We start from the raw sequence: 12690 nt of genomic DNA, 5'->3' as shown, positions 1-12690 counted from the left end.
TCATGGAAACCGTAATTGCGTTTATAATAATATTCGGCTCTCTCGTCTTTTTTCACGAATTAGGGCATTTCCTTTTCGCGAAAAAAGCAGGCATCATGGTACGTGAATTCGCAATTGGATTCGGACCTAAAATACTCGCCATCCGCAAACAAGAGACGCTTTACACGATCCGCCTTCTTCCTCTTGGCGGCTACGTGAGAATGGCGGGCGAGGATTTCGATACAGTTGAATTACAGCCAGGATACCGTGTAGGCGTCATACTGAATAGTAACGATAAAATCGAGAAAATATATTTGAATCGTGATGTTTCCAATCCGAACGTCCTATTTTTAGAAACAGAGCATGCCGATTTGAGTAAAGAGCTTTTCATCGAAGGTTATGATGAAGATGGAAATCTTGTGAAATATGAAGTTTCCCGTAATGCGGTCATTTATGAAAAAGGGCAAGAGACACTCATTGCGCCTTATGACCGTCAGTTCGATTCAAAATCACTTGGAAGCAGAGCAATGGCAATCTTTGCTGGACCGTTATTCAATTTCATTCTTGCTTTTTTCATCTTTTTGGCGATTGGACTTCTTCATGGAATCCCGACAAATGAGCCGATTATTAAGGAAGTCGTGAATGACAGCCCTGCTTATACAGCTGGTATGGAAGCAGGGGACTTTGTTAAGGAAGTAGACGGGAAGCATATTGAAAGCTGGCAACAGTTTACCGCGACGATCCAGAAAAATCCCGGTAATGAACTTCAACTGAAGGTAGAGAGGGACGGAGAATTGATAACATTGGCGGTAGTTCCTGATACAAAAGTTGATGCTGGACAGGAATATGGCCAAATAGGTGTTATGTATGAAAGTCCATTGGAAAAGAATGTGTTAAAAGCATTTGCTTTCGGAGCTGAGCAAACATATAGCTGGATGAAAAGGATTTTTGAACTTCTAGGAATGCTCGTAACCGGTAAGTTTACAATTGACGCATTAAGCGGTCCTGTCGGTATTTATAAAGCGACCGAGGAAGTAGCGCAATGGGGTGTCTTCTCTCTTATGAACTGGGCTGCGATTTTAAGCATAAATCTAGGAATTATGAACCTTTTGCCGTTGCCTGCACTAGATGGCGGAAGATTGCTGTTCTTCCTATTTGAAGGAGTTCGTGGCAAGCCAGTCGATAAACAGAAGGAAGGCATGGTTCATTTTGTTGGTATTATGTTATTAATGGTTCTAATGCTCGTTGTCACCTGGAATGACATTCAACGCTTTTTCTTTTAATCTTAGAATAAATTGAGAAATTCGAGGTGAAAAACTTCATGAAACAATCACGGACATTCATCCCGACTATGCGCGAAATCCCGGCGGATGCCGAAATCCTCTCCCACCAACTTTTGTTAAGGGCAGGATATATCCGTCAACATATGAGCGGCGTCTATTCTTTTCTTCCTTTGGCAAAGAAAGTGATTCGGAAGATCGAAAATATTATCCGGGAAGAGATGGAGAAAACCGATGCTGTTGAAATGTTCATGCCGACGTTGCAATCATCTGGACTATGGGAAGAGACCGGTAGATGGAATTCTTATGGTGCTGAGCTCTTCAGGCTCAAGGATCGTCATTCCCGTCAACTGGCTCTAGGTCCTACTCATGAAGAAGTGATTACATCGCTTATCCGGGATGAAGTGAAGTCCTACAAGAAGCTACCGCTCACTGTCTATCAGATTCAGACAAAGTTTAGGGATGAAAAACGTCCCCGGTTCGGACTGCTTCGCGGTAGGGAATTCATCATGAAGGATGCCTATTCATTCCATTCCTCTGAAGAGAGTCTGGAAGAGAAGTATAATGAAATGATGCAGGCGTACTCGAATATTTTTTCAAAGCTAGGCTTGAACTTCCGTGCTGTCATCGCGGATGGCGGAACGATTGGAGGCAAAGTTAGCCATGAGTTCATGGCATTGTCCGATATCGGAGAAGATACGATTGCTTATAGTGACTCTTCCAGTTATGCCGCAAATATTGAGATGGCTGAAGTGAATGCTGACTATGTAAAGTCTAAAGAAGCGTTAAAAGATCTTGCGAAAGTGGATACGCCAGGCCAGAAGACAATAGCAGAAGTTGCTACATTTTTAAACATTGACCCTTCAAAAGTTATTAAAACGCTCATTTTCAAAGCGGATGAAGAGCTAGTTGTCGTCCTTGTTCGCGGTGACCATGAAATAAACGAGATTAAATTGAAGAATGCATTAAAGGCAAAAGAAATTGAGTTAGCCTCTGAGGACGAAATCGAAGCTAAACTTTCATGTAAAGTAGGTTCTATCGGTCCCGTTAAACTGCCTCTCGACTTAAAAGTGTATGCCGACTACGCTGTTGAAAAGGTCGTAAACGGCGTTTGCGGTGCGAATGAAGATGGCTGTCATTTAGTAAACGTTAATCCTGAACGTGATTTTGCAGTCGAACATTATTTTGATTTGCGATTCATTAAAGAGGGAGAACAAGCACCAGATGGAATCGGGACAATTCGTTTTGCGAAAGGGATTGAACTTGGCCACATTTTTAAATTAGGAACCATTTATAGCGAGCCGATGAAAGCGACATACTTAGATGAAAACGGGAAGACACAGCCGTACAGGATGGGCTGTTATGGCATCGGTGTTTCACGAATTCTGGCCGCTATAGCAGAACAGTATAATGATGCGGATGGATTAAAATGGCCGAAACAGCTAGCACCGTATGATATCCATCTTGTTACAATCAGTATGAAAGATGAAGCACAGAAGAAACTGTCGGAAGAGCTTTATCACTTGCTGAAAACATACCGATATGACATTTTACATGATGACCGAGATGAGCGGGCAGGAGTGAAATTTACAGATGCCGATCTGATCGGATTGCCGATTCGTCTAACTATCGGCAAGAAAGCGCAAGAAGGAATTATTGAAGTTAGATTTAGAGAAACTGGTGAGACGGTCGAGTGGCAAAAAGAAGAAGTGACTGAAAAACTGCAAGCCTTTTTCGGTTAATAATATAGGATAAGGAGGGGAGACCGAATTGAGCCGGTACTTCCCTTCTTTTCACTGTAAGAAATGGGGGGTTACATATGGATGCAAAAGTAAAATTGCTTACGTTGCTGCAACAGATTGGTATGACGGATGATCAAACAATTGTTCATTTCGAACATGGAACGTTAGAACGAGTCGATATTCATCGCAAATCGAGAATATGGCAGTTTAATGTAGAGCTTGAAAAAACATTGCCTGTTCACGTCTTCCAGTTATTTCAACAAAAGATGACGGAAGCCTTTACGTCCATAGCCACGGTGCGCCTTCAAGTATCAGTCCGAACGACAGAAGGGAATCCTGATTTGATTGTCGGCTATTGGCCGTATGTCATAGAGGAAATGAGAGATATGTCCCCTCCAATTCGTGAAAGGCTTATTGGACAAAAGCCTGTACTCGTTGGTGGAAAGATGACATTAACATGTGCGAATGACTTTGAACAACAAACGATGAAAAACAAGTATGGTCGTCTAATCGCTGAAGTTTATGAATCCTTCGGTTTTCCAACGATGGCTATCGAGTTCACAATTTCCGAAGAGGCTGACGATAACGAAGCGGAACGATTAGCTTTCATTGCACAAAAAGAAGCTGAAGAGGAAGAGTACGCGAAGAACGCATTAGCAAATCTTCAAAAAATGGAAGCAATGAAGAAGGAGAACGGTGATGTCGGGAATAGGCCATTTGTTTTGGGTGTCCCAATTAAACCGGATGAACCGATCATCGGCATTGAGACGATACAAGATGAGGAAAGACGCGTAACAATTGAAGGCTATGTATTTGATGCTGAAGTTAGGGAATTACGAAGCGGCCGTTCATTGCTCACAATTAAAGTAACGGATTATACCGATTCAATTCTTGTGAAAATGTTCTCACGTGACAACGAAGATGCCGAGTTAATGAAAACGTTGAAAAAAGGTGCTTGGGTCCGTGCGAGGGGGAGTATCCAAAACGATACTTTTGTACGAGATCTCATCATGATGGCACAGGACATTATGGAAGTTCCTGCAATCATTCGAAAAGATAACGCTCCTGAAAATCGTAAAAGAATTGAATTGCATGCACATACGATGATGAGCCAAATGGATGCTGTAACATCGGCTTCCGCTTTAGTGGAACAAGCAGCAAAATGGGGACATCCCGCAATAGCTATTACCGATCATGCAAACGTCCAATCGTTTCCGGAAGCGTATTCCGCCGGCAAGAAGCACGGCATTAAAGTATTATTCGGTTTAGAGGCGAACTTGGTAGACGATGGAGTTCCGATTGTATACGACGAGCAACATCGATTACTTGAAGAAGATACATTCGTTGTGTTTGACGTAGAGACAACAGGATTATCCGCCGTATATGACACAATTATCGAGTTAGCAGCGGTTAAAGTTGTGAATGGAGAGATACAGGAACGGTTTGAGCGGTTTGCAAATCCACACCATCCACTATCTTCAACTACGACCGAACTGACTGGAATTACAGATGATATGGTGAAGGATGCTCCTGAAGTGTCGGAAGTTATAAAAGACTTCAAGGAGTTCATTGGCGATGCAATCCTTGTCGCGCATAATGCTTCTTTCGATATGGGCTTCTTTTATGAAGCGAGCAAGAGAGCTGATTTGCATGATAAAAGCTATCCGGTTATTGATACGCTCGAGTTATCTCGTTTCTTATATCCAGAACTGCGAAACCACAGATTGAATACGTTAGCAAAAAAGTTCGATATTGAACTGACACAGCATCACCGTGCAATTTATGACACGGAAGCGACGGCGTATTTGTTCATCCGCCTTATGAAGGAAGCAACAACGGAAAAAGGCATTAAATACTTGGATGATTTCAACAAAAATATCGGAGAAGGGGATGCGTACAAACGCTCAAGACCTTCACATTGCACATTGCTAGCGACCGATGACGAAGGTTTGAAAAATCTTTTCAAGCTCGTATCTATTTCACATATGGATTACTTTTACAGAGTTCCACGCATTCCGCGCTCTCTATTGATGAAGTATCGAAACGGTCTCCTTGTTGGGTCGGGCTGCGACAAAGGCGAAGTTTTCGAAGGCCTCATGCAGAAGTCAATGGAAGAAGTAGAGGAAATTGCGAGCTTCTACGATTATCTCGAGCTTCATCCGAAGCCTGTCTATTCCCATTTAATTGAACTGGAATTGATACGAGATGAATGGAATCTTGAAGACATTATGCGGAAAATGATTAAACTTGGAAATAAAGTCGGCCTTCCAGTATGTGCAACGGGGAATGTCCACTATATTGACGAGACAGATGCGATGTATCGCCAAGTGCTTGTTAGAGCCCAAGGCGGGGCAAACCCGATGAATCGTCACTCTTTGCCTGAAGTCCACTTCCGGACGACTGATGAAATGCTCGAGCACTTCTCATTTTTAGGCAAAGAAGTCGCTGAAAAAATTGTCGTCGATAATCCTCAAGCGATTGCTGATCGTATCGGAGATGTGAAAGTAATTAAAGATGATTTGTATACACCGACGATTATTGGAGCAGATGACGAAGTTAGGGATTTGACCTATTCAATGGCACGTCACATTTACGGTGAACAATTGCCTGAAATAATCGAAGCGCGAATTGAAAAGGAATTAAAGGCGATTATCGAAAACGGCTTCGCGGTTATTTATCTCATATCACATAAGCTTGTAAAGAGATCGTTGGATGATGGCTATCTTGTCGGTTCTCGTGGATCAGTCGGTTCCTCGCTCGTTGCAACGATGATGGAAATTACAGAAGTGAACCCGATGCCACCGCACTATGTTTGTCCATCATGCAAGCTGTCGGAATTCTTCGATGACGGGTCGGTCGGCTCCGGCTTTGACTTGCCAGACAAAGCATGTGCTTCTTGCGGAACGATGCTCAAAAAAGATGGACAAGACATCCCGTTCGAAACTTTCCTTGGCTTTAATGGAGATAAAGTCCCGGATATCGATTTGAACTTTAGCGGAGAATATCAGGCACATGCGCATAACTATACGAAAGAACTTTTCGGGGAAGATTATGTCTACCGAGCAGGGACAATTGGGACCGTTGCCGAAAAGACAGCTTACGGTTACGTAAGAGGTTATATGAATGACAACAACCTTCATTTGCGTGGGGCGGAAATTGACCGGCTCGTGCAAGGCTGTACGGGCGTCAAAAGGAATACTGGGCAGCACCCCGGCGGTATTATCGTTGTCCCGGAAAATATGGAGATTTTTGATTTTACACCGATTCAATTCCCGGCCGATGATGCGGCTTCGAGTTGGCGGACGACGCATTTCGACTTCCATTCAATTGATAATAATCTTTTGAAGCTTGACATACTAGGACATGATGATCCAACGATGATCAAGATGCTTGAAGACCTATCTGGCATTGATCCAAAAACGATTCCGCCGGATGATGAAGGGGTCATGGCGCTATTTAGCGGAACTTCATCATTAGGTGTCACGGAAGAGCAAATCGAATGCAAGACAGGAACATTAGGCGTGCCTGAATTCGGTACACGCTTTGTTAGACAAATGCTCGAGGAAACGAAACCGTCCACATTCTCTGAACTAATCCAGATTTCTGGTCTTTCCCATGGGACGGATGTGTGGCTCGGTAATGCGCAGGAGCTCATACAAAATAAAATATGCCAATTATCCGATGTAATCGGATGTCGAGATGATATTATGGTGTATTTAATTTACCAAGGGCTCGAACCGTCGATGGCTTTTAAAATTATGGAGTCGGTACGGAGAGGAAGAGGATTGACACCGGAATTTGAAGAGGCAATGAAGGCGAATCAAGTGCCGGGTTGGTACATCGATTCCTGTAAAAAGATCAAGTACATGTTCCCGAAAGCACACGCCGCAGCGTATGTACTAATGGCGCTCAGGATTGCTTATTTCAAAGTGCATTATCCAATTATGTATTATGCAGCGTATTTCACAGTCCGTGCTACGGACTATGATCTTGCAACAATGACGAAAGGCAATGCTTCCATCCGTGCAAAAATTAAAGAAATTAACGATAAAGGCTTGGAAGCGTCGCCTAAAGAGAGAAACTTACTAACAGTATTGGAAATCTCATTGGAAATGTGTGAACGGGGCTTTTCATTCGCGAAGCCTGATCTATACAAATCGGCCGCATCTGAGTTCATTATCGATGGCAATCAATTAATCCCTCCATTCGACGCTATTCCTTCTTTAGGAACGAACGTCGCCAAAGCAATTGTTGAAGCACGTAAAGATGGCATCTTCCTTTCAAAAGAAGACCTGCAACAGCGTGGGAGAGTTTCAAAAACAGTCATTGAGTATATGGATTCATTAGGATGCTTAGAAGGCATGCCAGATTCAAACCAACTTTCGCTTTTCTAAAGCCTTATGCCTGACGCTCCTTTGCAGGCGCCCTCCGCTTTTGCACTTTGTTTGCAATGATACCCAGTAGATGGTACAATTGGTGCAACTTTTGCTATATGTCTTGCGGAAAAAGAGTGGGGTCTCCCGCTCTTTTCTGTTGTTCAATTCGAATAAGACAAGTTTGAACTAAATCTCGGGAGGGTTATGATGAGTAAAATTACGGAAGAAGTTGCAAAACTCGTCAGTCCGATAGTGAGTGACCTTGAGTTGGAATTGGTAGATGTTGAATTTGTAAAAGAAGGAAGAGACTGGTTTTTACGGGTTTATGTCGATACCCCTGAAGGGAACATCGATATCGAGCAGTGCGCACTAGTGAGCGAAAGGCTTAGTGAAGAGTTGGACCGTACAGATCCAATTTCCCAGAACTATTTCCTTGAAGTATCCTCGCCAGGCGCAGAGCGTCCGTTGAAAAAAGAGGAGGACTTTCAAAAAGCGATCGGTCAATATGTATTTATTAAAACGTACGAACCGATCGATGGCATGAAAGAATTTGAAGGTTACTTGTTATCGTATGGTCCTGATGCTGCAGAAGTTGAAATCCGCATTAAGACTCGAAAATTACAAGTCGTCATCGACAAGGAAAAAATCGCATTTGCACGACTGGCAATCGATTTTTCTGCATAATTGAATATAGGAGTGATTAATTATGAGTAGTGATCTACTCGATGCATTGACAGCCCTTGAAAAGCAGAAAGGAATTTCGAGGGATGTACTTGTGGAAGCAATTGAGGCGGCACTTGTTACCGCATATAAAAGAAACTTCAACCAGGCACAAAATGTGCGTGTCGATTTGAATTTGGAAAAAGGGACGATGAAAGTCTATGCCCGTAAAGATGTCGTGGAAGAAGTGGAAGATGAAAGACTTCAAATTTCCCTTGAAGACGCTTTAGTCATTAACCCTGCATATGAACTTGGAGATATCCTTGAAGAAGAGGTGACGCCTCGTGATTTCGGCCGAATTGCAGCGCAAACTGCCAAGCAAGTCGTCACGCAACGTGTGCGTGAAGCTGAACGGGGTCTCATCTACGACGAATATGTTGATCGGGAAGATGACATCGTTAATGGAATCGTCGAGCGCTTTGACGCAAGAAATCTTTATGTAGGTCTCGGGAAAGTGGAGGCGGTGCTTCCCGCAAGCGAACAGATCACTACAGAGTCCTACCAACCACATGATCGAATTAAGGTATACATTACGAAAGTCGAACGTACTTCAAGAGGGCCTCAAGTTTTTGTTTCCCGTACACATCCTGGCCTTTTACGTCGACTGTTTGAAATGGAAGTTCCAGAAATCTATGATGGTACTGTTGAAATTAAATCAATTGCTCGAGAAGCTGGAGATCGTTCGAAAATTTCGGTCCATACAAATAATGAAGAAGTGGATCCGGTAGGGTCTTGCGTCGGTTCTCGAGGAGCTCGCGTCCAATCTATTTCAAATGAATTGAACGGAGAGAAAATCGATATTGTTGAATGGTCCGAAGATCCGATCATTTTTGTTGCAAATGCATTGAGCCCTTCCAAAGTGTTGGACGTGCAAGTGAATGAAGAGGATAGGTCGACAACAGTCGTTGTTCCAGACTATCAACTTTCATTGGCAATTGGAAAACGTGGACAGAACGCACGTTTAGCTGCCAAGTTAACAGGATGGAAAATTGACATTAAAAGTGAAACGGATGCCCGTGAACTAGGCATCTATCCACCTTCTATCGATGAGTCGGCGGGAGAGGGACTATTCGAAGATGATGTATACGCCGTTACCGAAAATGGAAACGATGAATATAATGAGGATCCGTATTTCGATGATGAAGTTGAAGAGGAATCCGAAACAATCGATTTATATTCAGAAACAGACGAAGACAATTGAGTTGAAAGGATGACTGCCCATGACAAGCAAAAAGAAAATCCCTTTGCGTAAATGTGCGGCGACAGGTGAGATGTTGCCAAAGAAGGAAATGATCCGCATTGTTCGCACAAAGGAAGGTGAAGTTTCAGTCGATCTGACAGGTAAAAAATCAGGACGGGGTACGTATGTATCAAAAACTGAAGAGGCTGTAGAAGCAGCTAAACGAAAACGATCGATTGAAAGCCAACTTGGAGCATCGGTGCCAGAGGAAGTATACGATGATCTTCTTCATGCAATACGTCGTGAGGCTTTGAAATGAATCATCCTAAGGAAATATTTCAATTGTTAGGGATGGCTGCAAGAGCTCGAAAACTAATAACTGGCGAAGAATTAGTCGTCAAAGAAGTACGTTCGGGCAATGCGCATCTCGTCATCGTTTCTGAAGATGCTTCAAAAAACACACTTAAAAAAGTGATAGATAAATGCAGTTTTTACAACGTTGAGAAGCATGTGTTTGGGAGCCGGGAAGCTCTCGGCCATGCAATCGGAAAAGAGTCGCGGGTCGTACTCGCGTTAACGGATCCCGGCTTTGCCGGAAAATTATCCGGGCTCCTCAACGAATATAACCGGGGGTGGGCTAATGACGAAGATACGTGTACACGAATACGCGAAAAAAGTGAATAGAACGAGTAAAGAAGTTATTGAAGAGCTTGGTAAAATAAATGTGAAGGTAACAAATCATATGTCGATGCTTGATAAAGAAGCTACTACAAAATTGGATCAACGTTTTGGGAAAGGCGGTTCTACGCCGTCTAACAAGCCTCAAAGCGGACAAAATGATCGAAAGCCGGCTTCAAATGCATCACGACCGGCAGGCAATGCGCAGGATAATAAAAGACAGGGCGGCCCACGTCAAGGGCAAAGCGCACAAGGCGGTAACCGACCAGCTCAAGGTGGCCAACGTCAAGGACAAGGCGCACAAGGAGGCAACCGACCAGCTCAAGGTGGTCAGCGTCAAGGACAAGGCACACAAGGTGGCAACCGACCAGCTCAAGGTGGCCAACGTCCTGGGCAAGGCACGCAAGGCGGTAATCGTCCGGCACAAGGCGCCCAGCGACAAGGACAAGGTACACAAGGCAGCAACCGACCAACTCAAGGCGGCCAACGCCAAGGGCAAGCTACACAAGGTGGCAACCGTCCGGCAACACAAGGAGGTCAACGTCCAGGACAAGGCGCACAAGGCGCACAAGGCGCACAAGGCGGCAACCGTCCTGCTGGACGCGGTGGCAGACCACCTGCACGAGGCATTAACCAAGGGCGTAGAAGACATCGTCCGGCACCAATGCCGAAAGTGGAAAAGCCGTTACCGGAAAAAATCACATTCTATGAGTCATTAACTGTCGGTGAACTTGCAAACAAATTAGGTAGAGAACCATCTGAAATTATTAAAAAGCTATTCATGCTCGGCGTAATGGCGACAATTAACCAAGAGTTAGATAAAGATGCGATTGAACTGATTTGTGCGGAATACGACGTTGAAGTGGAAGAAGAAATTCGTATTGATGTAACGGATCTTGAAATTTATTTTGAGGAATCCGAAGAAACAGAAGCGGAACTAACAGAACGTCCTCCTGTCGTTACAATTATGGGACACGTTGACCACGGTAAAACAACGTTACTCGACTCAATCCGTGATACGAAAGTGACACAAGGAGAAGCAGGCGGTATTACACAGCATATCGGTGCTTATCAGATTAAAGCTGAAGGTAAGAAAATAACGTTCCTAGATACTCCTGGACACGCCGCGTTTACAACAATGCGTGCACGTGGAGCGAAAGTGACTGACATTACAATCCTTGTCGTCGCAGCAGATGACGGTGTTATGCCACAGACGATTGAGGCGATTAACCACGCGAAAGCCGCTGAAGTGCCAATTATCGTCGCAGTGAATAAAATGGATAAACCTTCTGCAAACCCTGATAGAGTTATGCAAGAGTTGACAGAACACGGTTTAGTCGCAGAAGCATGGGGCGGAGATACGATCTTTGTACCGATTTCTGCATTGAAAGGCGAAGGAATCGACCAGCTACTAGAAATGGTGTTGTTAGTGGCGGAAGTTGCAGAATTGAAGGCAAGCAAGAACATCCGCGCTAGAGGAACTGTCATCGAAGCTCAATTGGACCGAGGACGAGGTTCAGTTGCGACGCTTCTCGTACAGGATGGAACACTTCGTGTCGGCGATCCAATCGTCGTCGGAAACACATTTGGGAAAGTCCGTGCGATGATCAACGACCTTGGTCGTCGAGTAAAGGAAGCAGGACCATCCACACCGGTTGAAATTACAGGCCTAAGTGATGTACCGCAAGCAGGTGACCGTTTTGTCGTCTTCGAAGATGAGAAGACAGCTCGTCAAATCGGCGAATCAAGAGCGGGCGATGCATTGCAGGAACAACGAGGCGAGAAAACTCGTGTAACACTCGATAACCTATTCGAGCAAATGAAACAAGGTGAAATGAAGGAACTGAACCTAATCGTTAAAGCCGACGTACAAGGAACAGTAGAAGCGATGGCCGCATCTTTGATGAAAATTGAAGTTGAAGGTGTAAACGTTCGGATTATCCATACCGGAGCAGGCGCCATTAACGAATCAGACATCTCACTAGCTGCAGCGTCAAATGCCATTGTTATCGGATTCAACGTGCGTCCAGATGTCAATGCTAAACGAGCGGCAGAAGAGGAAGGTGTCGATATCCGATTGCACCGTGTCATCTATAAGGTGATCGAGGAAATCGAATCGGCGATGAAAGGTATGTTGGATCCTGAATACGTTGAGAAAGTAATCGGCCAAGCTGAAGTCCGTGAAACGTTCAAAGTTTCTAAAATCGGAACGATTGCGGGAAGTTATGTAACAGAAGGTAAGATTACTCGCGACTCTGGCGTACGTGTCCTACGGGATAATATCGTCATCTTTGAAGGCGAACTCGATACATTAAAGAGGTTCAAGGATGATGTAAAAGAAGTCGCTCGAGGATATGAATGTGGAATTACCGTTAAAAACTTCAATGATATTAAGGAAGGCGACATCTTTGAAGCCTTCATTATGGAGGAAGTCAAACGCGTATGATTGTCTATGCGGAATGTACATTCTTTATAGCTGATGTCCATTCATTGAAAGGCAAACGATCCATCTTGAAAAGAATGATGGATCGAGTGAAAAATGAATTTAACGTTTCCATCGCTGAAATCGATTATCAAGACTTATGGCAGAGAACTACAATCGCTCTCGTTTCGGTCGCTTCATCAAAAGATGCTGCAGAAGGAGAGACGAGAAGAGCTATCCGCTTTTTGGAGTCGAATCCAGAATGGGAAATGACTGAAATGATACTTGACTACTTATGATACTGAATCGGGGT

Annotated in this window: 9 protein-coding genes; all 9 read left to right on the top strand. The window is 44.0% G+C overall.

What is annotated here, in order from left to right:
• The first annotated feature begins 2 nt into the window (after positions 1-2).
• The 9 genes from rseP to QM454_RS14785 all read left to right on the top strand — a co-directional run bounded on the left by rseP (position 3) and on the right by QM454_RS14785 (position 12676).
• On the top strand, positions 3-1262 hold the full coding sequence (rseP, locus tag QM454_RS14825; RefSeq protein ID WP_432359282.1) for an RIP metalloprotease RseP: 1260 nt from the start codon (positions 3-5) through the stop codon (positions 1260-1262).
• A gap of 38 nt (positions 1263-1300) precedes the next feature.
• A complete protein-coding gene (locus QM454_RS14820; RefSeq protein WP_432359280.1) occupies positions 1301-3001 on the top strand; it encodes a proline--tRNA ligase in 1701 nt (566 codons plus the stop codon).
• Between the two features lie 77 nt (positions 3002-3078).
• Positions 3079-7395, top strand: a complete 4317-nt coding sequence (locus QM454_RS14815; protein WP_432359278.1) for a PolC-type DNA polymerase III — start codon at positions 3079-3081, stop codon at positions 7393-7395.
• A gap of 189 nt (positions 7396-7584) precedes the next feature.
• Entirely contained in the window at positions 7585-8061 is a 477-nt protein-coding gene (gene rimP / locus QM454_RS14810) for a ribosome maturation factor RimP (RefSeq protein WP_432359277.1), read from the top strand.
• 22 nt (positions 8062-8083) lie between these two features.
• Positions 8084-9298, top strand: a complete 1215-nt coding sequence (gene nusA, locus QM454_RS14805) for a transcription termination factor NusA (protein ID WP_432359276.1) — start codon at positions 8084-8086, stop codon at positions 9296-9298.
• Positions 9299-9317: 19 nt separating this feature from the next.
• Positions 9318-9596: an RNase P modulator RnpM gene (gene rnpM, locus QM454_RS14800; protein ID WP_432359274.1), complete on the top strand. Its 279-nt coding sequence runs from the start codon at positions 9318-9320 to the stop codon at positions 9594-9596.
• A complete protein-coding gene (locus tag QM454_RS14795; protein ID WP_432359272.1) occupies positions 9593-9961 on the top strand; it encodes a YlxQ family RNA-binding protein in 369 nt (122 codons plus the stop codon). The genes rnpM and QM454_RS14795 overlap by 4 nt, the downstream gene beginning before the upstream one ends.
• On the top strand, positions 9918-12401 hold the full coding sequence (gene infB / locus QM454_RS14790) for a translation initiation factor IF-2 (protein WP_432359271.1): 2484 nt from the start codon (positions 9918-9920) through the stop codon (positions 12399-12401). The genes QM454_RS14795 and infB overlap by 44 nt, the downstream gene beginning before the upstream one ends.
• Entirely contained in the window at positions 12398-12676 is a 279-nt protein-coding gene (locus tag QM454_RS14785) for a DUF503 domain-containing protein (RefSeq protein ID WP_432359269.1), read from the top strand. The genes infB and QM454_RS14785 overlap by 4 nt, the downstream gene beginning before the upstream one ends.
• Positions 12677-12690 lie beyond the last annotated feature (14 nt).

The organism is Sporosarcina sp. UB5, from assembly GCF_050859005.1.
Taxonomy (GTDB): domain Bacteria; phylum Bacillota; class Bacilli; order Bacillales_A; family Planococcaceae; genus Sporosarcina.
This window is presented reverse-complemented; position numbering and strand designations above follow the sequence as displayed.

What these genes read in the sequence shown, in the direction of transcription:
- QM454_RS14815 (WP_432359278.1), top strand. Translation starts at nt 3,079, where the DNA reads ATGGATGCAAAAGTAAAATTGCTTACGTTGCTGCAACAGATTGGTATG.
- infB (WP_432359271.1), top strand. Translation starts at nt 9,918, where the DNA reads ATGACGAAGATACGTGTACACGAATACGCGAAAAAAGTGAATAGAACG.
- QM454_RS14820 (WP_432359280.1), top strand. Translation starts at nt 1,301, where the DNA reads ATGAAACAATCACGGACATTCATCCCGACTATGCGCGAAATCCCGGCG.
- rimP (WP_432359277.1), top strand. Translation starts at nt 7,585, where the DNA reads ATGAGTAAAATTACGGAAGAAGTTGCAAAACTCGTCAGTCCGATAGTG.
- nusA (WP_432359276.1), top strand. Translation starts at nt 8,084, where the DNA reads ATGAGTAGTGATCTACTCGATGCATTGACAGCCCTTGAAAAGCAGAAA.
- rseP (WP_432359282.1), top strand. Translation starts at nt 3, where the DNA reads ATGGAAACCGTAATTGCGTTTATAATAATATTCGGCTCTCTCGTCTTT.
- QM454_RS14785 (WP_432359269.1), top strand. Translation starts at nt 12,398, where the DNA reads ATGATTGTCTATGCGGAATGTACATTCTTTATAGCTGATGTCCATTCA.
- QM454_RS14795 (WP_432359272.1), top strand. Translation starts at nt 9,593, where the DNA reads ATGAATCATCCTAAGGAAATATTTCAATTGTTAGGGATGGCTGCAAGA.
- rnpM (WP_432359274.1), top strand. Translation starts at nt 9,318, where the DNA reads ATGACAAGCAAAAAGAAAATCCCTTTGCGTAAATGTGCGGCGACAGGT.